Source organism: Vibrio sp. 10N.222.55.A1 (genome assembly GCF_041473835.1).
In the GTDB taxonomy this organism is placed as follows: domain Bacteria; phylum Pseudomonadota; class Gammaproteobacteria; order Enterobacterales; family Vibrionaceae; genus Vibrio; species Vibrio crassostreae_C.
Window position 1 is genome coordinate 1 of sequence record NZ_JBFRSX010000024.1, and the last position, 25,021, is coordinate 25,021.

At 44.2% G+C, this 25,021-nt stretch carries 17 protein-coding genes and 1 tRNA gene; 16 read left to right on the forward strand and 2 right to left on the reverse strand.

Translation table 11 applies throughout. The features are described from left to right. The first annotated feature begins 2 nt into the window (after positions 1–2). A tRNA-Asn gene (locus AB4493_RS07685) sits at positions 3–78 on the forward strand. A 289-nt stretch (positions 79–367) separates the two neighbouring features. On the opposite strand, the gene melB is transcribed toward AB4493_RS07685, so the two are convergent. Then, a complete protein-coding gene (melB, locus tag AB4493_RS07690; RefSeq protein ID WP_372154756.1) occupies positions 368–1,741 on the reverse strand; it encodes a melibiose:sodium transporter MelB in 1,374 nt (457 codons plus the stop codon). 475 nt (positions 1,742–2,216) lie between these two features. Beyond that, complete coding sequence (locus tag AB4493_RS07695) at positions 2,217–4,334, reverse strand: alpha-galactosidase (RefSeq protein WP_372154757.1); 2,118 nt, start codon at positions 4,332–4,334, stop codon at positions 2,217–2,219. 831 nt (positions 4,335–5,165) lie between these two features. On the opposite strand from AB4493_RS07695, the gene AB4493_RS07700 reads away from it, so the two are divergent. The 15 genes from AB4493_RS07700 to AB4493_RS07770 all read left to right on the forward strand — a co-directional run bounded on the left by AB4493_RS07700 (position 5,166) and on the right by AB4493_RS07770 (position 24,871). After that, a complete protein-coding gene (locus AB4493_RS07700; protein WP_371721743.1) occupies positions 5,166–6,410 on the forward strand; it encodes a carbohydrate porin in 1,245 nt (414 codons plus the stop codon). Positions 6,411–6,517: 107 nt separating this feature from the next. Beyond that, positions 6,518–7,420 carry a MalM family protein gene (locus AB4493_RS07705; RefSeq protein ID WP_372154758.1) on the forward strand — a complete coding sequence of 301 codons (903 nt, stop codon included), beginning with the start codon at positions 6,518–6,520 and terminating at the stop codon, positions 7,418–7,420. A 121-nt stretch (positions 7,421–7,541) separates the two neighbouring features. Next, on the forward strand, positions 7,542–10,643 hold the full coding sequence (locus AB4493_RS07710; RefSeq protein ID WP_372154759.1) for a beta-galactosidase: 3,102 nt from the start codon (positions 7,542–7,544) through the stop codon (positions 10,641–10,643). Between the two features lie 314 nt (positions 10,644–10,957). Further along, positions 10,958–11,962, forward strand: a complete 1,005-nt coding sequence (locus AB4493_RS07715; RefSeq protein WP_136973536.1) for a substrate-binding domain-containing protein — start codon at positions 10,958–10,960, stop codon at positions 11,960–11,962. Positions 11,963–12,231: 269 nt separating this feature from the next. Further along, a complete protein-coding gene (gene rsxA / locus AB4493_RS07720) occupies positions 12,232–12,810 on the forward strand; it encodes an electron transport complex subunit RsxA (protein ID WP_004734039.1) in 579 nt (192 codons plus the stop codon). Between the two features lie 2 nt (positions 12,811–12,812). Continuing rightward, positions 12,813–13,406 (forward strand): electron transport complex subunit RsxB, encoded by a 594-nt coding sequence (gene rsxB, locus AB4493_RS07725; protein WP_102398539.1) that lies wholly within the window; start codon positions 12,813–12,815, stop codon positions 13,404–13,406. 7 nt (positions 13,407–13,413) lie between these two features. Further along, positions 13,414–15,849, forward strand: a complete 2,436-nt coding sequence (gene rsxC, locus AB4493_RS07730) for an electron transport complex subunit RsxC (RefSeq protein WP_372154761.1) — start codon at positions 13,414–13,416, stop codon at positions 15,847–15,849. Next, entirely contained in the window at positions 15,849–16,895 is a 1,047-nt protein-coding gene (gene rsxD / locus AB4493_RS07735) for an electron transport complex subunit RsxD (RefSeq protein WP_017063459.1), read from the forward strand. Before rsxC ends, rsxD begins: the two co-directional genes overlap by 1 nt. Positions 16,896–16,908: 13 nt before the next feature. Next, positions 16,909–17,538, forward strand: coding sequence for an electron transport complex subunit RsxG (gene rsxG / locus AB4493_RS07740; protein ID WP_017061171.1), 630 nt, complete (start codon positions 16,909–16,911; stop codon positions 17,536–17,538). Next, a complete protein-coding gene (locus AB4493_RS07745; protein WP_012603531.1) occupies positions 17,538–18,230 on the forward strand; it encodes an electron transport complex subunit E in 693 nt (230 codons plus the stop codon). Before rsxG ends, AB4493_RS07745 begins: the two co-directional genes overlap by 1 nt. A 164-nt stretch (positions 18,231–18,394) precedes the next feature. Continuing rightward, entirely contained in the window at positions 18,395–19,048 is a 654-nt protein-coding gene (gene nth / locus AB4493_RS07750; RefSeq protein ID WP_372154763.1) for an endonuclease III, read from the forward strand. Between the two features lie 107 nt (positions 19,049–19,155). Further along, a complete protein-coding gene (locus AB4493_RS07755; protein WP_372154765.1) occupies positions 19,156–20,481 on the forward strand; it encodes a site-specific integrase in 1,326 nt (441 codons plus the stop codon). After that, positions 20,471–22,105 (forward strand): hypothetical protein, encoded by a 1,635-nt coding sequence (locus tag AB4493_RS07760; RefSeq protein WP_372154767.1) that lies wholly within the window; start codon positions 20,471–20,473, stop codon positions 22,103–22,105. Before AB4493_RS07755 ends, AB4493_RS07760 begins: the two co-directional genes overlap by 11 nt. Before the next feature lie 14 nt (positions 22,106–22,119). Further along, positions 22,120–24,441: a hypothetical protein gene (locus AB4493_RS07765; protein ID WP_372154769.1), complete on the forward strand. Its 2,322-nt coding sequence runs from the start codon at positions 22,120–22,122 to the stop codon at positions 24,439–24,441. A gap of 10 nt (positions 24,442–24,451) precedes the next feature. Next, positions 24,452–24,871, forward strand: a complete 420-nt coding sequence (locus tag AB4493_RS07770) for a hypothetical protein (protein ID WP_372154771.1) — start codon at positions 24,452–24,454, stop codon at positions 24,869–24,871. Positions 24,872–25,021 lie beyond the last annotated feature (150 nt).

A 25,021-nucleotide genomic window follows, 5' to 3' on the forward strand; every position in this document is an offset into this window, starting at 1 on the left:
ATTCCCCTTTAGTTCAGTTGGTAGAACGGCGGACTGTTAATCCGTATGTCGCAAGTTCAAGTCTTGCAAGGGGAGCCAAATTCAGAAAAAAGCTCAATCGAAAGATTGGGCTTTTTTCGTATATAACTGCGACTAACTTGTTCCAAGTTAATGTCACAAACCTAGCCGCCCGCGTTCAAGTCTCGACAAGGGGGCCAAATTTAAAGAAGCCGCATCACTCGATGCGGCTTTTTGCGTTTTAGTCGAAACAAAAGCTCTACAGGCACAGCTTTGATTAGCTAACATCCATAAAAAACGCCTCACAAGGAGGCGTTTGGGCTTAGTGACTAAACTGAGCGTTATTCTAGATGAGACGTCGTTTTAGCGGTTATGCTTCTGCTGTAACAACATGAGTCTGAGTCTCTTTACCGGCTTGGTCTTGATCAAATCCTTCATGCAGGTGGTAGTAGCGCTTATAAACAAGAGCACTTACCGTCATTAGAATCGCTGGTAAACCTACCATCATAAACTGCAGTCCCATGATAGTGCTGTCAGACTGTTCCACGTTTGGTACATAACCCACCACAGACAAGCCCATACCAACAATAAAACCACCAGCCGCGCCTGCAAACTTAACAAGCATCGTTTGAACAGAGAAGATAACACTCTCACTGCGACGACCCGTTTTGTGTTCACCGTAATCAACAACATCGGCAAGCATTACAGTTTGCAGTGCGTTAGCGATACCCACACCAAACTTGATAGCAGCACCTGCGATACCGATTAGAATCGCGTTACCTGGAGCGATAAAGCCCATGATAAGTAGAGTGGTACAAGACAGCACTGGGAAGCCACAAGCGATAACCCATAGGTGTTTGCGTGGTAACACTGATGCAATACGAGGGAACAAGAATACGCCTGCAACTTCAGCGATACCTGCCACCATCATATAAACGGGGAACAAGTCAGCGTTGCCTAAAGCGTAAGAGAAGTAGTAAATCGCAAAACCACCCACCAACAAGTTTGCTATTTGGAACGACAATACGGTACCAATAAGTGCTTTTAGTTGGTCATTCTTACCAATGATAACCATTACATCTTTAAAGCTGAAACGCTCAGCTGGTTTCGCATTTGCTGGTGCCGATTTTTCTTTTACGTTGCGAGCAATCAAGAATGCACTCATCACGAACAGCACAGCAATCAACATAGCAACGTTGAAGAAACCTTGTCCTTGGTCGCCGTCACCCAGTTTACCGACAATATGTAGCCCGTAAGTACCCGTAATAAACCACGCCAAGCTAGCAAATAATCGTGGCCAAACAACCAGCTTTTCACGTTCTTGACGAGAGCTCGATAGTGCAGGAATCAAAGACCAATATGGAATGTCCATAATAGTGTACGTAAGGCCCCACAGAATATAAGCAGCCGCTGCATAAATGTATAACGTAGTGCCTTCAAACATATGCGTACTAAAAAGACCAACAAGCACTACAGCATTTAACAGGGTTCCAATCACTATCCAAGGACGGAATTTACCAAACTTAGAGCGTGTGTTATCAACGATAACGCCCATCATTGGGTCGGTCACCGCGTCGACAATGCGCGCGGCCAAAAAGATAGTACCCACAAATGCCGCTGACAGCCCAGCAACATCAGTGAAGTAAAACATTAAAAAGATGTAGATTGGAGCACAGGCAAAGTCTTTACCTAAAGCCCCAAGTCCATACGATAATTTGGTTTGTAGAGTAATTTGATCAGACATAGTATTTCCTTCAGGCGCGTAACTTCATCTCCTAACAGACGCTGAAACGCTTACCTTTTATTTATAATAATTTATCCACTCAAGTTCTGTTTTAGAGCCACTCTGTGGTCGCTTCTTAAAACACTCAAGTATCAAGTCCGACGCTAATGTAACCATTCCAACGAACAGATACTGTGATCAACAACCACTCCATGGAAACGTTTTCAGTCAAATATCCAAAGTGAGAGATCGAACAATAAAACCCTCGAATTGATAGAGAATATCGCTAATTAAAGTGCTCAAAACAGTTCATTGTGTGAAGTAACGCATGAGAACGATTACATAAGTACAGTATCACGCTGGGAATACCTACAGTTCTCCAATCTATACGGGCACATCAAATTGATTTGATAGTTCATGACGGCTTATTAAAGGCAATAAAAAACCGCGTAATTTCACCTACGCGGTTCATCAAATATAAAGCCTATGCTAAAACTTACTCGATACGTTCAAACTTAATCAGCATCGCTGTTTCTGCGTCAAGTATTGGCATCGTCAGCCCCACCTCGGCACACCAAGCACCTGATAATTCACAGCAAGACTCTGTCCATGGCGGTTGATAATTCACAATATCATCGTAATTTGACGGTTTATCAATCACAGATACCTTGTATAAACTTTGTGGATCTAGCCCAGGTATACGCAAATGACCACTCAATGAATTGGTTGGCATCGCAAGCTGTGCAATCATCACCACAGCTACTGACACATCTTCGGAGACGACCGCATGGATTTGATGGGCACTATCGTCCGTTGGAACTCGCCAAGTTCTCCCGCTATGCAGTAACGGGCGCAGCATCTTATGTAGCTTGATGTAGTGTTCAAAGCCCTGCTTCTCTTCTTGCACTTCTTTCACAGGATCTAATTCAATCCCCATATGACCAAACAGTGCTGTTAGACCACGAAACTCAATACTATGACGACGACGAGTGCTGTGGCAGTGGCTCGCACCAATATGGCTTCCCATTACCTCAGGGGGGAAGAAGTAACTCATCCCACGCTGAATCGTTTGTCTTTCCAGCGCGTCATTGTTATCAGACGCCCAAAAACGTTGCGTACGCTTAAGAACCTCAAAATCGATACGACCACCACCAGCCGCACACGATTCAATATCAACCATTGGGTGCTTCTCTCGGACTTTATCGACCAACTCATAATAACGAGCGGTTTGTTGATGAGCCGCAGCCCTGCCTAGATGCGCAGGTTGTACAACTTCTCGGTTCATATCCCACTTAATGTAAGCAATGTTGTACTGACTTAAGAAGTGGTCAAGACGCTCAAACAAAAAGTCGAATGCTTGTTGATTCTGAAGATCGATAACATATTGATTACGACCCGTTGGTTGGTCATAGCCGTCAACCGCAAGCAACCAGTCTGGATGGGCTCGGTATAAGTCAGAATCCTTATTGATCATCTCAGGTTCGAACCACAATCCAAACTCCATACCCAACTGATTAACGTGCTCAACTATCGAATCTAAACCATTTGGGTATTTTTCTTCATCTAAGAACCAATCCCCTAGCGCAGCCTTGTCTCCGCAGCGCCCTTTGAACCAGCCATCGTCAATGATAAAACGCTCTACTCCCATATCCGCGGCTTGGCTAGCCATCGACATAATATAATCAGGATCATGGTCAAAATAGATGCCTTCCCAAGTATTAAGATGGATAGGTCGAGGCTTTTGTGCGAAAGACTCCGGCAAGATGGAACAACGCACATGGGAGTGGAACTGATGGCTCATTCCATTTAAGCCTTCCGAACTGAAACTGGCATATAACCAAGGTGTCGTTAAGCTTTCACCTTCATCCAATGTAATCTCACCCGGTAGATAAATAACTTCCGCTTGCACGTAGCGACGACCGTCTGCTTTTACATCCGCGCGCAGTCTGTGGTTACCACTCCAAGCGAAGTGAATCCCCCACACATCACCTGCCATTTCATTAAAGTTAGCGGTACCGACAACCATCGCTGGATAATGTTCATGAGACGTTCTTCCGCGACGATTTTCTTGCTGATAGCCCCCTTGCTGTAAGGGTTGACGCACCGTTTGGAACTCATGTACCCAGCGGCCGTAGTACGTCATCAACTCATTAGCTCTTGCTGGTAATGGCAAAGTATTGGCGAGACGGTTCACCTGATAAAGGCCGGCTTTAACGTTGGTTAAGGTGTGACGAGATTTCACAACATCATGTTTATCGAGGCATAACTCGGTTGTTAAACGTAAGCCTGCACGTATATCTTCACTCTCAATGATTAGGCTAGATGGTGTTTGTTGAACATCCGTAATAGAGAAAACAGGCGCCCAGTCCAATCCGTCTCGGTGCCCTTCTAATGCCGGACTGCTGAAAACACCGCGCCCGAGCTCTGGGCTCAGAGACATAGCAACATCATTATCAAGGCGGCCGTATGGAACCGGTCTTTCAAGAGAAACACGGAAGCTAGCTAAATCACCACGAACGGGAGCTCCCCAATGAAGAATTTCGGCAAAATAGCCAAGTTCTACAATCAGTTGCGAGTGTTGACCGGTAATATCAATTAGGGATTTATTCGTCATTTTTTTAACCTTAACGCGTTTAATTACCCAGTATCATAATTATTAAGCCCAGAGTTTCTGTGATCAAACTCGAAATCATGAAAACGTTTCCAGTAAATATTCAAGACTGATAACTTTGGTTAATAGCTCCTAATTCAAAGATTTAGATTGACCACCATTCCATCTCATATTGCCTACCTCTAGGTAGAATTGAACTTTCCACTCTAAATAAAGCAATATAAAACGATAATTAATGGCAATTTAATCTTTTAAATTCAGTATATTAAATCAAAGTTCCCATTAACACATAGGCTAAAATACATTTCCTCTTGAACTGATCACATCACACTCGTATTCTTAGATCTTCGAGTACATCTATGAAGTGTCTCTCTGGGTCCTAACTTTTACATTCCAGCTTGACGGTACAGAACACGATGCTTGTAGCCTTGCTGCTGCATTTGCTTTGATACTTACTTCCTTGTCTCACAAGCCCAGTTATCATTAACTGGGCTGCTTTTCCTCAAAGCCCTCGAACAACCCGACACTCAAAGTACCTCAAACCCGCTTCACCTCAAATTCCAAGACAACCAACAGCATAATCACTCCCTCTAAACCACCACATAGCACTGAGTAAAGAAAACGATTCCACTTTAAAATCACAAAACCTAGCGTAAAAACACCTATACAAGCCCAATAATCAGATCAAAATCACACAAAATAATCACAAACCCATCAATAGCATAAAAATGCCAACTTCATCATGAAAACGTTTCCAAAGTTTATTTACACTCTCGCTCGAGTTAGGACTCAAACATAAAAATATCCATAAATAAAAAATAATGGAGACACTTCATGAAACAAAAAATGCTAGTCAAAGCATTAGGATTCACTCTGTCCCTCGCCCCATTAGTCAGCTTCGCTGCAGTGGAGAACGTAACGTATTTTGGTTATGCAAAATGGGGCAACATCTACACCGATAATGACCAACATAACGACGGCAAAGGAGAACGCAACGACGTTATTCGAGCGGGCCAAGGTTACGGTAACTACCGTTTAGGTAATGAACTAAATTGGTGGGAAGCGGGAGTGAAAGCCGATGTATGGCGTGACAATGACGCCTATTTTGACACCACGATTTATCTAGGCAGTGGAGATAGCTGGGGAGACGTGAGTACGATTCAGCTTTGGTCAGCAGGCCATGGGCTTATCGACGGCCAACCCAACGCAAAAATTTGGGCAGGTGAACGTTTTTACCGTCGCCACGAAGTCCACATGATAGATGTGAAGTACTGGGATACATCCAGCACCGGTCTTGGTATTGAAGATTGGGATCTCGGCTTTGCTGATGCTCACTTAGCTTGGATGGCACCAAACTCTTCAAGTGACGATGGACGCAGCCTTCATAACATCGATGCCCGCTTAAGTGGCATTGAGCTAAGTGAAACAGCAGACCTAACACTCGGCCTAAACTACGTAACCACGCAGAACTCAAGCTACGACGATAAAGACATTACTACTTCTGGCGCAATGCTCTCTGCTCTTTACCGTCAAGCTTGGAACTACGGTTCAAACACCTTGGCCTTCCAATATGGTACCGATGCGTTGGCAGGTGGATTAATGAGTGCTGAAGGTGGATCAAACAGAAAATACAGCACGGGTGTGGAACACGATGGTTCTAGCTGGCGCCTATTTAACCACGGTGACTTGAATATCAGTGAAGATGTTCAAGTGATGTACTCCATCGCTTATCAAGACAAAAACCTAGATAACAACGATGGTGAGAAGTGGTTCAGTGTCGGAGCTCGTCCTCAATATGCTTGGACAGATTACATGTCGACATCATTAGAGGTGGGTTACGAAACGGTAGAAGCTCAAAACGGCTCGGGCACCAACGATATGTATAAAGTGACCGTGGCTCAAATGTTCCAAGCTGGAAAAGGGGTATGGGCTCGTCCATCTATTCGTATTTTTGCGACGTACTCTGAATCCAACAACGAATGGGATCGTGGTAACGAGACTTATGGAACGGCAACAAGCATCAATGCCGAGACTGTTGACGAGATTACCTTTGGTTTCAACGTAGAGACTTGGTGGTAAACCACCACACCCGAGCGTCTGTTCAATCAACCAATTGACGCTCAACACTGGAATAGCAATTTAACGGGGAAAGCCGATGTTTTCCCCTTTACTAAGGTAGCAATCAGATGAAATTAAAATCATTGGTGATCATTGTCACGGCACTCACAGTTAGCGCATGCAGCGGAATACCTGAAAAGGAACTTAATACTGATTTCAATGAGAGTGCATGCTGCTCTCAGCTAAGTGCGCTGCCAATGACGCAATTGTCTGTTCCATTCCACCAACAAGTGATTATGGACGGTCATTTACCGACCCTTTCCTCTTCATTGTTAAATGACAATACACAAGCGGATAGCCAACGCTTTCCGACCATCGCGTACCAAATCAGTGACACGACAGAATCGCTGTCCTTACTCATTCGTTCATACATTAAAAATGATGCGCTATTCGCACCGTCTATTTATGTCTTTGACAAACAATGGCGACTGCTTGGTCAATACAGTACTAACGACTTCACTTACTACCCGACAGCGATGCAAGGGTTAGAAAGAATTGAAGCATCAATTGCACTCGAACCTCAACGAGACAACGCGCAATTTATTGTGGTCAGCGCCGATAGCACTAAGTTAGATAGCGCCATCAATCGAATTCATCCTGAAGATCTGTATTCAGAATCTCAGCAGATTATTGGCAATAAGCAACTGCCGTTGACTGCGACGTTGAGCAACGTAGGTGTCATTGATGTTACGGCGAGCAAATCAACAAACAGTGCGGTTTTGACTCTATTGGCTGAGCTTGGTGTTTCATCCGACAATGAACCCGAAACCTTAGGTTCAAAGCAAGTTTCTCAACCATCAAATCAGACAATTGAAACCAATCAAAAGGCGCAATGGCTGAATATCCAAAAAGACATTGACCAAGCCCTAAACAACAATGACATCAAACAAGCTGCATTTATTGCTAATCAAGCGGCCGAACAGGGCATACCCGAAGCAAAAGATTATTTATTAAAACAGCTCGCTGAATAGCTGAATAAGCCAACAGAACAATACGCATAACCAACGATTTGATAACGGTCATCACGGCTTAAAAGACCGATGACTTAATAGAATTATTACCAATATTGAACACTTTAAGAGTAGGAATACCATGAAGGCATTTTCAAACATCATCCAAAGACGCGATTGGGAAAACCCACAGTCTGTGAATATCCACTGCCTTAATGCGCACAGCCCATTATCAAGCTACCGCAACCTTAAGCACGCTCGAGACGGCATTGAGTCACAACGTAAATCTCTTAATGGACAATGGAAGTTCAAATACTTTGATGCACCTGAACAAGTTGACGGTGAATTTATCGAAACAAGTTTCAATGACTCACAATGGGACGAGATTACCGTACCATCGAACTGGCAAATGCAAGGCTACGATAAACCTATCTACGCCAACGTAAAATACCCATTTGAAGTGAACCCACCGTTTGTACCGGCAGAAAACCCAACCGGTTGTTACCGCACTCAAATTACGTTGACTAAAAATGACCTAAAGAACACCCAACGTATTATCTTTGATGGCGTCAATTCCGCTTTTCATCTTTGGTGTAATGGCAATTGGGTTGGTTACAGCCAAGATAGCCGCTTACCTGCCGAGTTCGACTTAACTCAGTATCTAACTGTTGGCGACAATACGCTTTCTGTCATGGTGATACGTTGGTGTGATGGTAGCTATTTAGAAGACCAAGATATGTGGTGGCTAAGCGGTATTTTCCGTGATGTGACCTTACTAGCTAAACCAAAGCAGTGCATTGAAGATGTGTTCGTTACGCCGGACTTAGACGCATGCTATCGCGATGGTTCACTGTCTATTGTCACCAAAATTACGGCACCAGACACTTACCAAGTTCAGGTTCAACTGTTTGACGGTGAAAACGCGGTGACTGAACCGCTTATCGATCGCCCTCATAATCGACGAATTGACGAGCGTGGCACCTACGATGATGTGGTATTCCAAACTCTTCATGTTCGAGATCCGAAGAAATGGAGCGCAGAAGTTCCTAACCTTTACCGAATTGTCGTGTCATTGCTTGATAGGCAAGGTAACCACATAGAAAGTGAAGCTTATCAAGTTGGATTCCGTAAAGTCGAAATGACAGACGGTCAGCTAAAGCTAAACGGCAAACCGCTATTGATTCGCGGCGTCAACCGTCATGAGCATCACCCAGAGTTGGGGCATGTGATGACAGAAGAAGACATGATCCGCGATATCTGTCTAATGAAGCAGTACAACTTCAATGCTGTGCGCACCGCTCACTACCCTAACCACCCACGATGGTACGAGCTGTGTGACGCATACGGTTTATATGTGTGTGATGAAGCGAACATCGAGACCCATGGCATGCAGCCTATGAATCGCTTGTCTGCGGATCCGCAATGGGCACACGCTTATATGAGTCGCTATACGCAAATGGTCATGCGTGATAAGAACCACCCTTCTATCATCATCTGGTCTTTGGGCAACGAGTCAGGGCACGGCAGCAGCCACAATGCGATGTATGCTTGGTCGAAACAGTACGATCCTTCTCGCCCGGTACAGTATGAAGGCGGTGGTTCAAATACCACAGCGACCGATATCATTGCGCCAATGTACGCACGCGTTAACAGCACTATCGAAGACGATGCCGTTCCAAAATGGTCTATCAAGAAATGGGTTTCTCTGCCTAACGAGCAACGCCCGCTTATTCTTTGTGAATACGCACACGCAATGGGTAACAGTTTGGGTAGCTTTAATGATTACTGGGATGCATTCCGAGAATATCCTCGCCTACAAGGCGGTTTCATCTGGGATTGGGTTGACCAAGGACTAAGCCAATGGGATGAAAACGGTGAACACTTCTGGGCCTACGGTGGAGACTTTGGCGATGTCATCAACGACCGTCAGTTCTGCATCAACGGTTTGATCTTCCCAGATCGCAGCGTACACCCGACCTTGGAAGAGGCGAAATACTGCCAGAGAATGATCAATGTGACGTTAGCAGAGCAAACTGAAGATCAATGCCGCCTAACGGTAACCAATGAAAACCTGTTCCGAGCGACTGACAATGAAATCTTACGCTGGCAATTGCTCGAAAATGGCATCGTGATTCAATCAGGGCAACAAGTCTTATCCGTTGCTGAAGATAGTAAACAAGAGCTGGTAATTGACCTCGCTTTCACACCAAAAGCACAAGCCGAATATCATCTCAACACCGATATTACTCTGACTCATTCAACCAAGTGGGCAGAAGAAGGCCATGTTTGTGCGACGGAGCAATTTGCTTTACGTAACCATGCTGGCTTGCAACTCCCGATCACGGCAAATGCTTTGGCTCCCCAGTTACATCAGCAAGACAATAAAGTGGTCGTGTCTAGCCTAGATGAAACACATCAATGGCAATGGGATACAGAGAGTGGATTGTTGACCCACTGGATCGTTGATGGGCAACCGCAAGTTATCAAGGCACCTGTCGATAACTTCTATCGCGCGCCACTTGATAACGACATTGGTATCAGTGAGATAGACAACATCGACCCAAATGCATGGGCTTGTCGCTGGGAACTTGCAGGCATTGGTCAATGGGAGCGTCAGTGTACAAGTTGTGTCGTGCAAGCGCTCGCAGACTCAGTACAAGTGGCGTCAGTATTCGCCTACCAATTTAATGGCCAAATCCAAGCGATTACCAAATGGCAATACACCTTAAATAACCTAGGCGAAATGAATATCGCGGTTGATGTCAACTTAGCCGATCACTTACCACCGATGCCACGCATTGGTCTTGAGATGGAGCTACCTTTACCACTCGAAACTGCCAATGAAACTCCAGTATCGTGGCTGGGATTAGGTCCTTTTGAAAACTATCCAGACCGTTTGGCTGCTGCTCGATTCGGTTTACACAAACAGACACTGGATCAGATGCATACGCCGTATATATTCCCAACCGATAGCGGGTTACGTTGCGGAACCAAAAACTTGAATGTAGGAAATATCGGGATCGAAGGCGATTTTTCATTCAGTGTGAGTCAGTACAGCCAGCAACAATTAACGGATGCTAAGCATACCAATGACCTGACTCGTGAAGAGAAAATCTATGTACGCGTAGATCACCAACATATGGGTGTTGGTGGTGATGATTCTTGGAGTCCAAGTGTTCACCAAGAGTTTCAACTCACCGACAATCAATATCGTTATCAGGTTACGCTAACAAGCGCATCGTAAGTAGATTCGGACCAAGCGGCTTGCTCTAAGCCACTTGGTTCCCCTATTACTTTGGGTTACCTGTGATTACCTTACTTCACGCGACAACAGCTCACACGACAGCAGTCCACACGACAGCAGTCCACACGCCAATGTGACTCAAAAGCCAAGCTCAAATCTAGAGCTTGGCTTTTTATTTTCAAACTAGTCAGCCAATCAAAAATAAACCATCAAACCTCGTCATATTTGATGTTTAATATTTGAATTGCCTAACTATCCGTTGTTAAATGTCCAACCACCAGCACACAGCATTATATTCAGAATAAGAGAGCGGAATGGCTACCATTAAAGATGTTGCGAAGGAAGCAGGCGTATCAATCGCGACCACCTCTCGAGTAATCAACAATGCACCTCACACCAGTGAAACCGCAATTGCGGCGGTAAAAGCCGCTATGGAAAAACTCGGCTATCGCCCAAATGCCAACGCCCGTGCATTGGTCAGCAAATCTTCAAACGCGATTGGTGTACTGGTTAATGATGTTTCTGCCCCGTTCTTCGGCTCGATGATCAAAGCCATTGATACCGTGGCAAGTGAGCAAGAAAAGCAGCTACTGATTGGCAGCGGCTACCATGACGCGACCAAAGAGCGTAATGCGATTAACTTGCTGATCAACAGCCGCTGCGAATCACTCGTGGTTCATAGCAAAGGCATTAGCGACGAAGAATTGGTTAAGCTAGCCAATGAAGTGCCCGGCTTAGTTCTCATCAACCGAATTGTTCCCGATATCGAACACCGCTGTATTGCTCTCGACAACCGCCGCGGCTCTTACATCGCGACTGAGTATTTGATTAAAAACGGCCACAAGCACATTGGCTACATCTGCTCGAGTCACGATATTGAAGATGCTCACGACCGCTTAGGTGGCTATTTGGATGCATTGAAAGATCACGGTATTGAATCGAACGATGAGTACATCGAATATGGTGAACCTGACGAGCTAGGCGGTGAGCAAGCCATGGTTAACTTAATGGCAAAAAACACAGATATCACAGCCATTGCCACGTATAACGACTACATGGCAGCAGGCTGTTTGGCGTTATTACAAGAAAATGGCGTTCGTATTCCAGAAGATATATCAGTTATTGGGTTTGATGACGGCCACATTGCTCGCTTCATCTACCCTCGATTGACCACCATTCGTTACCCAATTCAAGTCATGGCTAATCAAGCGGTTAAGCTCTCTCTGCAACTCGCAAGTGACGAGCCAAAAGAACACACGGAACATAAGCTATTTATGCCAATTTTGGTGCGCAGAGCCTCTGTTCGAAACATTAATTGAGAAAGCTCAGGTTCATAAAGACTAAGTCATTTCGTTCCTCGACACTTTTTACAACAAAGAAAATAGGATTGATTCGATGAGTTATCATTGAGTTAATCTTATTTTTCATTCCCCGCAAATACCCACCTATACTTAACCTGATCCATCTTAATCAAACGGTTACCCGTTGATTTTTTCACCAAGTGTCTAAATCCCTAGTGATCCTTGGTTGTTATTAGGTGAGCAAAGCAGGATAATATCGGGATCGGAATCTCAAGAATTAATCCATTATGACCGAATACCTTTTGTTGTTGGTTGGCACAGTGCTGGTCAATAACTTTGTGCTAGTGAAGTTTTTAGGACTATGTCCATTTATGGGAGTCTCCAAGAAACTGGAGACTGCGATTGGCATGGGCCTCGCGACAACTTTCGTTCTAACGTTAGCGTCGGTCTCTGCATACCTAGTAGAAACCTACATCCTTACCCCTCTGGGTATTGAATACCTGCGTACCATGAGTTTCATCTTGGTTATCGCGGTGGTTGTTCAATTTACGGAAATGGTCGTTCACAAAACCAGCCCGACTCTTTATCGCCTGCTGGGTATCTTTCTGCCTCTTATCACCACCAACTGTGCGGTATTAGGTGTGGCACTTCTGAACATCAATGAAAACCACAACTTCATTCAGTCGATCATCTATGGTTTCGGCGCAGCGGTGGGTTTCTCTCTTGTATTGATCTTATTTGCTGCAATGCGTGAACGTATTGCGGTTGCTGATGTTCCAATGCCATTCAAAGGCGCATCGATTGCGATGATCACAGCAGGCCTAATGTCTCTGGCATTCATGGGCTTTACTGGGTTGGTGAAATAAACATGAGTACCATTTTAATTGCGATCATTGCGCTAGCCGTTTTAGCCGCTGTTTTTGGCGCTATTTTGGGCTTTGCTTCTATCCGTTTTAAAGTTGAAGCTGATCCTATCGTCGATCAAATCGACACCATTTTACCGCAAACTCAATGTGGCCAGTGTGGCTACCCTGGCTGTCGCCCATACGCAGAGGCGATCGCTAACGGAGACAAGATCAACAAATGTCCTCCGGGCGGCCAAGCAACCATTGAGAAGCTAGCAGATTTAATGGGCGTAGAAGTTGAAGACTCCGCTCATGACTTAGATAACAAAGTAAAAACCGTTGCCTTCATTCACGAAGATATGTGTATCGGCTGTACCAAGTGTATTCAAGCCTGCCCTGTTGACGCCATTGTTGGTGGCACCAAGGCACTGCACACAGTAATTAAAGATGAATGTACAGGTTGTGATCTATGTGTCGCACCGTGCCCTACTGACTGTATTGAAATGATTCCAGTGGCAACAACGACTGAAAATTGGAAATGGCAGATGAACATCATCCCTTTTACTGATATCACTAACCAAGCGACTGATGCGACTGCGTCAGAGCCTAAAGCATAGGGTTAGTATGATCTCTTTAATTGAACAAATTCGCACGGGCTCTATTTGGAACTTCCCTGGTGGCGTGCACCCTGCTGAAAACAAGAAACAGTCGAATACTACTGATATCGTCCATGCAAGGCTTCCAGAAGAAATCGTTCTTCCTGTGAAACAGCACATCGGTAAGCCGGGGAACCTATTGGTTGCTGCTGGCGACACTGTGTTAAAAGGTCAGCAACTTACGGCCTTAGACACAGGTTTTACTTTGCCAGTACACGCACCAACATCGGGTGTGATTACCGCTATCGAACCGCGAACTACCGCTCACCCTTCAGGCTTGAGCGAAATATGCGTGGTTATTAAACCTGATGGCCTAGACACTTGGATTGAAAAAAATCCAGTTGAAGATTTTTCGACAAAGACTTCTGACGAACTGCTTGATGTGATTCGCCAAGCTGGTATTTCAGGCATGGGCGGCGCAGGTTTCCCTACGGCTAAGAAGCTTCAATCAGGCTTAGGTCGTACCGACATTTTGATCGTCAACGCTGCGGAATGTGAACCTTACATCACCTCTGATGACAAGTTGCTTCAAGAACATGCCGACGAAGTATTAAACGGCATCGAAGTGGTTGAACACATTCTTCAACCAAAGCTGACGGTTATCGGCATTGAAGACAACAAACCAGATGCGATAAAAGCACTTGAGATTGCAGCGAAAGACAAAGATATCGTCATTCGCGTTATCCCAACCAAATACCCTTCTGGTGGTGAGAAGCAACTTATCAAGATCCTCACCAACAAAGAGGTTCCAGCTGGCGGCATTCCTGCAGACATTGGTGTTTTGGTTCAGAACGTCGGCTCTCTTTACTCGATTAAGCGAGCGGTAATTGACGGCGAACCTGTGGTTAACCGCGTTGTGACATTAACCGGTAAAACCTTTAAGCAACCTCGTAACGTTTGGGCGCTATTAGGCACACCAGTACATGAGTTACTTGAAGAGTTTGGCTACAAAGCAGATAAAAAACTGCCGCGTTTAATTTTGGGCGGCCCGATGATGGGCTTTACCTTGCCGCATGCCAATGTGCCAATCACTAAAACGTCGAACTGTATTTTAGCGCCAACGCGTCGTGAGATCTCACCAAGCACTTACGAGATGGAATGTATCCGTTGCAGCGCATGTGCTGAAGCTTGCCCTGCGTCTCTACTTCCTCAACAACTGCAATGGCATGCCAAAGCTAACGAGTTGGATAAGTGTGAAGAGCTGAATATTAAAGACTGTATTGAATGCGGTGCTTGTGCGTTTGTCTGCCCAAGTGAAATCCCTCTTGTTCAGTACTATCGCCAAGCGAAAGCAGAAATCAAAACTCGAAAAGATGAAGCCGCTGCTGCAGAACGCGCCAAGATTCGTTTTGAAGAGAAGAACGCTCGTATGGAGCGTGATAAAGCCGAACGTGAAAACCGCTTTAAAAAAGCCGCAGATAACCGCCGTAAAGATATGAAAACATCCGGCGGTGATGATGCTATTGCTGCTGCGATTGCTCGTGTTAAAGCACAAAAATCCGCTGCGGATCAGGCTCCGAATGAAGAACCAGCAGTGAAACCTGCGGTTGCTGCCGCTATTGCGAAGGCAAAAGCGAAACAAGCTGCAGCTCAAAAAGCGGAAGGCGCTGAACCAGACAACTCTGAAATGTCTAAACTGCGTGAAGAGCGCAAGCGTCAAGCGAGAGAGCGCAAGGCACAACAAGCAGCAGCCGATACTCCTGCAGAAAGCTCAGGCGATACGAAGAAAGACGCCGTTGCTGCTGCGATTGCTCGCGCTAAAGCGAAGAAAGCACAGCAAGCGGAATCTGCTTCGGATGCTCCTGTTGAAAGCTCTGGCGATGCTAAGAAAGATGCTGTCGCTGCGGCCATTGCTCGTGCTAAAGCCAAGAAAGCTCAACAAGCTGAATCTGCTGCTGAAGCTCCTGCTGAAAAATCCGGCGATGCCAAGAAAGATGCTGTTACTGCCGCTATCGCTCGTGCTAAAGCCAAAAAAGCCCAGCAAGCGAAGCAAGAAGAAACATCTGAACCAGTGGTTGAAGTTGAAACCGAGACTCAATCGGAGCAAGTCGACCCTAAGAAAGCTGCTGTTGCTGCGGCCATCGCTCGCGCTAAGGCTAAGAAAGCACAGCAAGCGACACAAGAAACAACCGAAGCTCCTGAACCTGCAGTTGAAACTGAAGCTGGAAGTTCTGGCGATGCTAAGAAAGACGCCGTTGCTGCCGCTATAGCCCGTGCTAAAGCAAAAAAAGCACAGCAAGCTAAGCAAGCAGAAACATCTGAACCAGTAGTTGAAGTAGAAACTGATACTCAATCTGAACAGGTCGATCCGAAGAAAGCTGCTGTTGCTGCAGCTATCGCTCGTGCTAAAGCGAAAAAAGCCCAGCAAGAGCTAGATAAAAAGAACAATGAGGAGAAAGAGTAGTGGCCTTCTTTATCGCCAGCTCACCGCACGCGCATAGCCGTAGAAGCACCCCAGATCTAATGAAATGGGTGGCTATTTGTGCATTGCCAGGTCTACTAGCTCAAACCTACTTCTTTGGATGGGGTACCCTCATCCAGTTAGTATTTGCTATTGCACTTGCTGTTACCTTTGAAGCAGCCGTCATGCTATTGAGAAAACGCCCGCCAGTAATGGCACTGCGTGATTACAGTGCTGTTGTAACCGCTTGGCTACTGAGTGTCGCGATTCCCCCACACTCTCCGTGGTGGATCCTCGTCATTGGTATGTTCTTCGCTATTATTATCGCGAAACACTTATACGGCGGCCTAGGGCAGAACCCATTTAACCCTGCGATGGTCGCTTACGTTGTTTTGCTGATTTCATTCCCAGTTCAAATGACCAGTTGGAATGCTCCCGCGAGCCTGACAGCAGAAGCAACAAGCTTTATTGACTCATTCTTGATGATCTTTACTGGCTTCAATAACGAAGGTTTGTCTCTGCAACAAGCACGCCTTGGCATTGATGGCACCACAATGGCGACGCCGCTTGATGCATTCAAAACGGCATTAACGGCAGGCAATACTGCCTCAGAAGCACTATCTCAACCTCAATTTAGTTGGTTAGCTGGCGTAGGCTGGGAGTGGGTAAACCTTGCTTACCTAATCGGCGGTTTAGTGCTGATTAAGCAACGTGTTATTCAATGGTATATCCCTGTGGCTTTCATCGGCAGTCTTACTCTGTTTAGCTTAGTGTTCTTAGTGCTCACTCCTGGTGAAACCGCTTCTCCAACCATTCACCTTCTGTCTGGCGCGACTATGCTTGGTGCATTCTTTATTGCAACCGACCCAGTTTCAGCATCCACGACAGTCAAAGGTCGCTTAGTGTTTGGCGCTCTGATCGGCGGTTTAGTCTTTATCATCCGCAGTTGGGGTGGTTTCCCTGATGGCGTGGCGTTTGCTGTATTGTTAGCCAACATGTGTGTTCCACTGATTGACTACTACACCAAACCTCGCACATACGGTCACTAAGGGAGCGGATACCATGCTAAATGCAATTAAGAAAAACGGCCTTGTACTCGCGATTTTTGCGTGTGCTTCGACGGGTTTGGTCGCGGTAACTCACTACCTGACCAAAGATCAGATCAAACAACAAGAACAGGCTCAGTTACTGTCTGTTCTTAACCAAGTGATCCCACACGATCAGCACGACAACGAGCTGTTTTCGTCTTGTACTTTGGTTCAAGCAGAAGAGCTTGGTACTGAGCAAGCGATGCCGGCTTACATTGCTAAGCTTAATGGTGAGCCAAGCGCGATTGCGATCGAAGCGATTGCACCAGACGGCTACAATGGCGCGATTAAAGTCATTGTTGGAATGAAAACTGACGGTACTATTTTAGGTACTCGCGTGCTTTCTCACCAAGAGACTCCGGGCTTGGGTGATAAGATTGATCTGCGTGTGAGTGATTGGATTCTTTCGTTTGCAGGTAAGCAAGTGACGGATTCTAATCTAGACCGTTGGAAGGTTCGTAAAGACGGTGGTGATTTTGACCAGTTTACTGGCGCTACTATCACGCCAAGAGCAGTCGTGAAGTCAGTCAAACAAGCGGTCCAGTACGTTAACCAAAACAACCAAGCATTGCTTGCTCAACCTCTAAATTGTGGTGGTGAATAATGAGTGACCATAAAACATTGATCAAAAATGGCATGTGGGCCAATAACCCTGCCCTAGTGCAACTTCTTGGGTTATGTCCGCTGCTAGCTGTATCGTCAACAGTCACTAACGCACTTGGGCTAGGCATTGCTACCTTGCTTGTACTGGTCGGCTCAAACGTTTCTGTTTCTTTGGTTCGTAATCATGTGCCAAAAGAAGTACGTATCCCAGTATTCGTAATGATCATTGCCTCGCTAGTAACCTGTGTTCAATTGCTGATGAACGCTTACGCCTATGGGCTTTACCTCTCTTTGGGTATCTTCATCCCGCTGATCGTAACCAACTGCATCATCATTGGTCGTGCGGAAGCCTTCGCTTCAAAAAATGAAGTGCTACCAGCGGCTCAAGATGGTTTCTGGATGGGTCTAGGCATGACATCAGTATTGGTCGTGTTAGGTGCGATGCGTGAGATTATTGGTAACGGGACCCTATTTGATGGCGCAGACCTGCTGCTTGGTGACTGGGCTTCGGTGTTACGAATCCAGATATTCCAATTTGATAACAGCTTCTTGTTAGCCCTGCTTCCACCGGGTGCCTTCATTGGTGTTGGTTTCTTAATTGCTTTGAAAAATATCATCGATAACCAAGCAAAATCTAGACAACCAAAACAAGAAAAACCAGTCATTGAACGCGCTCGCGTTACCAATGCCTAATAAGTTAAATTAGCTTAAACCTCGCTGAGTTAGCTCAACCACTCAGAGGGGGAAATCAGATCTAAACAGTACATATAATAATGACGCTCATAAGAGCGCGTAACCGATGATAAAGCAGAAGCAATCCAAGCTTCATGCCCTAACTATTTGAAAGTAATGTCGCTATGAACAATGTAAAACGAGTAGAAATACTTGAGCGTTTAAGAGAAAACAATCCAAAGCCAGAGACTGAGCTTAACTGGAACAGCCCATTCGAGCTGCTGATTGCCGTTCTATTGTCTGCACAAGCAACCGATGTCAGCGTGAACAAGGCGACGGATAAGCTGTACCCTTTAGCCAACACTCCGCAAGCAATTTTCGACCTAGGTGTTGATGGCTTAAAAGAGTATATCAAGACCATCGGCCTATTTAACTCAAAAGCAGAAAACACCATCAAAACGTGTCGTATGCTGCTTGACCTACATAATGGTGAAGTACCGGAAGATCGCGCTGCATTAGAAGCCCTTCCAGGTGTCGGTCGTAAAACAGCAAACGTAGTGTTAAATACCGCATTCGGTTGGCCAACCATTGCCGTTGATACTCACATCTATCGTGTATCAAACCGCACTAAGCTAGCGATGGGTAAAACCGTCGACGATGTCGAAGCAAAACTACTTAAAGTTATCCCAAAAGAATTCAAACTGGATGTCCACCATTGGCTCATTCTTCATGGACGTTACACCTGTGTCGCACGTAAACCACGCTGTGGCAGCTGTATCATTGAAGACCTCTGTGAATACTCTCCACCAAAAGACAATGTAAAGAAAAAGGTAAAGTAAATACACCTAATTCCTTGAAGGCTCTCTAAAGAGCCTTTTTTTTTGCTTTACAAAATTATTACGTCTTACTATGTTGGAATTATGTATTACTGATTTGTGATTTTGTAATGAATAAATTGGGTAAGAACGTAGCTGTACAAATTTATAAAGACACTGATGGATACAACTTTCCTCTCATTGTTAGGTCAGGCGTATTTCCTGCGTGCTTGTACCTCAATGCTTACCTTAACGGAAATCACAGTTCTCCACTCTCTACGGGAACAAGGAGAAACAATTCCCAAGCACCCTCTTTTTATACCCTGAAAAGTTATGCGTACGAGCTGAAATTTTTATACTGTTACTTTATCGGTCAAGATGTTGATCTTGTTGAGCGTGTAAGCTCTGGTGAATTTCTTTCACGGCTAGAAGTTGATGATTTTGTTAAAGCGTGCAAACTCTACACAGACAGGGAAACTATTGATAGATTCGACATCGTCTCAATCACAGACAAACGAGTTCAAGACGCTATCCATGCAACTTTAAACAGTCAACCACAAGTCTCTGCACACACGTTGCGTCAGCGTTTAACTCGACTCCGAGCTTATATCGAATACCTATACATTTGCCACCACTATGATCAAGAGCCAACCAAAACTCAGGCAAACATAGACAACAAATTCAATCGATTTAAGTTATACATCAATACGTTTATTAGCAGTACTCGAAGAAATAACACCATCGTTAAAGATGCCTTTGAAGCAGCCGTACCTTCAGATAAGTTCTTTCGTTTGCTTGAAATAGTCAAAGAAAGCTCACCTGATAACCCCTTTAGATCCAGTAAGTTAAGAAATCAAATTATCATGCAAATCCTAATTAACACTGGGGTTCGTGTCGGGGCTGTATTAAAGCTTAAAATCAATGATTTAGTTGATGATTGGGGTAATCCTCGTTTCCTATTAACAAGAACACCCAATGACCCCACAGACCCAAGACTGGAGCGGCCATCTAATAAAACCAAAGCAGTCTCGGTTTCTATTTCTTCAGAGTTAATGAAACTCATCAAACTCTACATCAAGACTACAAGAACCAACTATCCAATCTCATATGAACATGATTTTATCTTTATCTCAGAGAAAGGGAGGACATCAGGTCTCCCATTAACCTACAAATCCATCCACAAAATAGTGGATAAGTTTGGTGAGTCACTCGCTATCAAACTCCACCCTCACAAACTTCGCCATAAGTGGAACGAAGTCTTTGAAGAAAGAGCCAGAGAACACGGGCTAGAACCAGAAAAAATTGAAGATTTGCGCAAGTACGCAATGGGCTGGGTTGAGGACTCTAGGATGGCTTCTATCTACAACGAATATCAATTAGCGACCACGGTAGCTGATATCTCATCGAAAACCCAATCTAAAGCAGTCCCAAACTTTGGAGATGACAATGAGTCATAATCATATCGAAACGTTAAAAAAAGAGTACGAAGGACAACGCATATACGACGCAAGAGAAGATGGTTACTCTTTTGATTTTCTCTCAGATAGTTGGGTTCTTGGGTACAAAAGCTATTTATCACTTAGTTGGTTCGCTAATCTAAACATTAATCTCGAAACCGATTTGGATTTAAGGTTAGCCATTGCACATGCGGCAAAGCATTACGCTTACCGCACACTAAGCGGCCATGTTAGCATCCTAAAAACCATTGCAGTATATCTCTCGATTCACAATTTTCAGGCATGGTGGCTCACACTAGATTCTTATAAGAAAAACGTGAAAGATTGTCTATCCGCTTTTTGCAACCCAAGAAATGGCTATACCTGTGCCACACTACAACCTCTATATGATTCAATTAAAGGAGAGGTACTGAAACCGCAGATAGCAAAAAAAGGTATTCTTGACTCTAAAGCTGGCGCTTACAGTGAAGTTGAACATGATAATATTCTTGAATCCTTAAGAGTGGAAACACTACGAGCATTTGAAAGTGAAATGGTTCCGCAAAAGAAACTTACAGCACTACGAAACATCGTAGCTAGCCAGTTACTGGTCGCCCTTATAAGGCGTCCCACTCAACTTGTACAAATAAAGTGGTGTGACATATTACCTGTAGGACAGGTATTTGAATCCCATAAACACACTGATCTTAATTGGAAACCCATCACCCAGCACTTATTCTCTGACGTGGAACAATTACACGTCCGTACATTCAAAGGTAAAGACGGACAATTTCGAAGTAATGTGGAGTCCCGTTCGCACCGCCTAGAAGCAAACTTCTCTGAGTTTCTATTACGGTATTACCGAACCTATGAAGACTACCTTCTATCTTCACTCTCAACTCAACACATCTCATTAAATCATGATGAAGCAAAAGAAATTATGAGACGGTTACCTGTGCTGCCTGACCAAAGCTTGTTTAGTTCTAGCTTTGCATCTAAAGCAGAGTTGTTCAGTTCCATTAGTGATATTTCAAAGCCCTTCCATATGCAACCGGACTCGTTAACGAAAAATACACGTTACTTGTTCGCAAATAAGCTCATGCCAACCAGCGATAGACATCCAAATGATTCTTTACTGTTAACCAACAATCGTTGGCGACACACCATACTTACTCAGGGAGCAAGGCATGGATTAAGCCCAGCTCACCTCGCTGCTATTACAGGTGTCACAATTCAGGCTATTGAACCCTACCTTGATTTAAAAACCTCAGAGCGAGTGAGAGTTGATGAAGCGTATGCTGGGAACCATATCATCAAACGATTCGATAGTTTATCGGTACAAGACATACAAAAACACGATGACTTCACTGTGAAAAGTATGTTTGATGAAGAGATTGGATATAAACTCAACCCCGAAAACTGCTCAAGTTGCCAGTCAAAAGGAGGAGTGCCTATGGCGTGTTATCCATGCGATAACTTCAGACCTTTGGAAACGGCAAACCACCAACAGTATCTTGATAAAGCGGAAAGAAAGCTATTCGTCAATAGTAAGTCAGCACATCCAGCAACAGTAAAACGGCTGAAGAAAATCATTCTGTATATCAAGGCTACAATAACTATCTGTGAAGAGAGAAAGACAGTTTAGGTTGGTGATAAAAAATGAGTACCATCAACCGTTACATCAACAATCAATATGCCTATATTGCTGAAAAGAAAAAGCAGCCACTACTAGGCTTTACTACACCATCAGGAACAAAAGCGAGTTGGGAGGATATTGCTTTAACCTTTACTGATGAAAACAATATTTCTATCAATTTCTTGTTTAATAATGATAGCCAACCTAATGCTAGATTTAAGTCAACTTTCTCTGACAAAGACAGGCTGGGTTCAGATACACACCATCTACTGTTTGCCTTTGCTCTCGATGTCGTGGGAGAAAATGTTTCTATTAAAAGAAAGGCAAAGAAAGTCACAGCGGCAAAGAAATTTCTCATTGCTCTCAATGAGAATGTCGCTTCCGCCAGTATGGATAAAATTCAAAAGACCATTGATAGTATGAGGTATATTGATGGTCTCACCACATTCTTTGAATGGCTAAAACTTCACAAGATGCTCCCTGCCAGCGTATCTCCGAACTTAATGAGGAGTGACAACGCTACAAGACATAAAAGCGGTGACGATGCTATCGAGGCCGAGAACAGTAAACTGCCTGATGAAAAAGCCTTATTAGCACTAGGGGCTATTTTCTATGACATAATCCCTAAGTATCCAGATAACAATAATAATGTCCCTCCCGATTCTTGGGTTGCTCTTACTCACCCTACATTGAGTCAATTAGACAGCTATGTTTGTACAATGTCGGCTCTTGCGATGTCATCTCCTAATAGAATAGCAGCAGAGCAAGTGTTACTAACTAAGCAGCGGATACATACTCATACGCAAATTGTTGATTGCAAAGAAGCCACCGTTCATTACCTTAACTGGCGTGGTTCAAAAGGCTATAAAGATTACCAGAATCATATCAACGCTGAAATGGCAGAGAGTCTAGATCGAGCATTACACTACACCGCCCTTGCGACAGAACCAGCGAGGGTGTTAGCTAGGTTTTTCCAAAATCCATATCTGAGTTTAAAAAAGTTGTTGGATGACTTTAAGCCAAGCCCCAAGACCCTAGATGCACTCAAACCCCTGATGAATAAACCTACTAACCTTATTCACCTTGGCTTTTTATTGGGCTTTTACGATGACAAAGATGGCTACGTCCGTGTGACGGCAGATACAAAAGGAGCGATTGATGCTACAAAAAATAAAGGCTTCCCAACATTTATCAAGCACATCTCCAAGCTATTGCCACTCGATAAGCTAGAGATCAAATCTCGTTGCCCTTTTGCCTCATCGCTTGTTGGCGCTCGTGTAGGATCAAAAAAGCAAATTGATAAGTATTTCAACAGCCAAGCCGTAATGACAGTCGAGGAATTTCAAAACCATTACATTAAAATCAATCAACGAGCGCTATCGGGGCTTAATAGGGCAAAGTCCAAGCATGTAGATTATGAACAAGCTTTGTTTACCTATACTGAAAAGCAGTTAAGTTCTCAACAAGCCTCTCACTTCCTATTAGTACCCATCGAATCCTTATGTACTTATTTTGAGAGAAATATCAAAAAAGGTAATAAAGATTATACAGTTATCTTTGAGCGACATGGTTTTTCAGCTGAATTTGCCATCAAACCTCATCAGTTTAGACATTGGCAGAACAACTATCTTGCCAATAAAGGCTTGCCACATATACTTATAACCATGCTATCAGGTCGCAAGACACCAGAGCAAACTCTCACTTATATTCATACCACTAATGCTCAAAATGCTTCTATAGTCGGTGATATTCTATATGAAAAAGAAAACGAAGAAGAAGTACAAAGCAAGCTTAGCAAGCGCCTTCAAAGCAAAGCTCAATATGATGATGCTACCAGTAATCTAAGCCCTACATTTGTTAGCGAAGTAGGATTCTGCGCCCAAGATTTAACAATATCTCCTTGCACCTATATGACAGAATTTGAAACGCAATGCACACTCTGCTCTTCTTCATGCCATATTGCTCATGATGAATACGCTATTGAACTGCTACAAAAAGATTTAGCAGTTCAGAAGCACAATCTCAAGCGAGTCGTGGAAGCAATCAATTTTGCAACCAGCAAAGGAATGCAACAATGGTATGAAATGCACTATCAGAATACATGCATGCTTAAAATCCTGATTGAAGTGCTATCCGATAACTCCATCAAAGAGGGGTCGATCGTCCGATTACTTACTCGATCAAACACTGTGCGAATTACAGACTTGGAAACCAAAACAGTCGCAGAGCGCACGCTTTCATTACCTGATGCTAAAAAAGCGCTTCAGAATGCTCTTACTGCGACAAAAGCACTTAGTAAGGACATCTCTAAAGACAACCTATTAGACTTTTTGGGATCAGTATAAGGAGAAGTACATGGCTACTAAATCATTAGATACTGAACAGCAGATCTCCATTCAAGCGCTAATTAGAGGCTGGGAGGGAAAGCTCACTTGGGATTTACTAGTCACGAGGATTGAGTCGAGCCTAGCAATCACAACCACTCGACAAACACTTGATAAATACCTCAACATAAAGAATGAATACAAGGATCGAAAACGGCTACTAAGAGGGCAACCCGTCTCCGTTAACAATTCTGCTCTTCTTACGTATTTGCAAAAGGATATCGAATTAGCTGAAAAAATCATCCAGCTAGAAGCAGAGTTGAAAGTAGCAAAAGATGAAATAGGTTATCTGCAAGCTTTTGTTCAAAAAATTGTCAACATTGGTCAAATAGACCCAAATGTAATGGCTATTTTTCAAAGAGCGATGCGAAGCATTGAGGAAAATCAGTAGATACCTAAAGAATCCTATATGCCTCAGTCATAAGATATGATTAGTCAGGACTCAATCTGACAGATTGCCTATCACGCCTTTGCCCCAAAATAAGCTAGACCAAATACTCTACAAGATCTGTGTCGTTCATTTGTATCCGCCCCATGAACC

What these genes read in the sequence shown, in the direction of transcription:
- melB (WP_372154756.1), bottom strand. Translation starts at nt 1,741, where the DNA reads ATGTCTGATCAAATTACTCTACAAACCAAATTATCGTATGGACTTGGG.
- AB4493_RS07695 (WP_372154757.1), bottom strand. Translation starts at nt 4,334, where the DNA reads ATGACGAATAAATCCCTAATTGATATTACCGGTCAACACTCGCAACTG.
- AB4493_RS07700 (WP_371721743.1), top strand. Translation starts at nt 5,166, where the DNA reads ATGAAACAAAAAATGCTAGTCAAAGCATTAGGATTCACTCTGTCCCTC.
- AB4493_RS07705 (WP_372154758.1), top strand. Translation starts at nt 6,518, where the DNA reads ATGAAATTAAAATCATTGGTGATCATTGTCACGGCACTCACAGTTAGC.
- AB4493_RS07710 (WP_372154759.1), top strand. Translation starts at nt 7,542, where the DNA reads ATGAAGGCATTTTCAAACATCATCCAAAGACGCGATTGGGAAAACCCA.
- AB4493_RS07715 (WP_136973536.1), top strand. Translation starts at nt 10,958, where the DNA reads ATGGCTACCATTAAAGATGTTGCGAAGGAAGCAGGCGTATCAATCGCG.
- rsxA (WP_004734039.1), top strand. Translation starts at nt 12,232, where the DNA reads ATGACCGAATACCTTTTGTTGTTGGTTGGCACAGTGCTGGTCAATAAC.
- rsxB (WP_102398539.1), top strand. Translation starts at nt 12,813, where the DNA reads ATGAGTACCATTTTAATTGCGATCATTGCGCTAGCCGTTTTAGCCGCT.
- rsxC (WP_372154761.1), top strand. Translation starts at nt 13,414, where the DNA reads ATGATCTCTTTAATTGAACAAATTCGCACGGGCTCTATTTGGAACTTC.
- rsxG (WP_017061171.1), top strand. Translation starts at nt 16,909, where the DNA reads ATGCTAAATGCAATTAAGAAAAACGGCCTTGTACTCGCGATTTTTGCG.
- AB4493_RS07745 (WP_012603531.1), top strand. Translation starts at nt 17,538, where the DNA reads ATGAGTGACCATAAAACATTGATCAAAAATGGCATGTGGGCCAATAAC.
- nth (WP_372154763.1), top strand. Translation starts at nt 18,395, where the DNA reads ATGAACAATGTAAAACGAGTAGAAATACTTGAGCGTTTAAGAGAAAAC.
- AB4493_RS07755 (WP_372154765.1), top strand. Translation starts at nt 19,156, where the DNA reads ATGAATAAATTGGGTAAGAACGTAGCTGTACAAATTTATAAAGACACT.
- AB4493_RS07760 (WP_372154767.1), top strand. Translation starts at nt 20,471, where the DNA reads ATGAGTCATAATCATATCGAAACGTTAAAAAAAGAGTACGAAGGACAA.
- AB4493_RS07765 (WP_372154769.1), top strand. Translation starts at nt 22,120, where the DNA reads ATGAGTACCATCAACCGTTACATCAACAATCAATATGCCTATATTGCT.
- AB4493_RS07770 (WP_372154771.1), top strand. Translation starts at nt 24,452, where the DNA reads ATGGCTACTAAATCATTAGATACTGAACAGCAGATCTCCATTCAAGCG.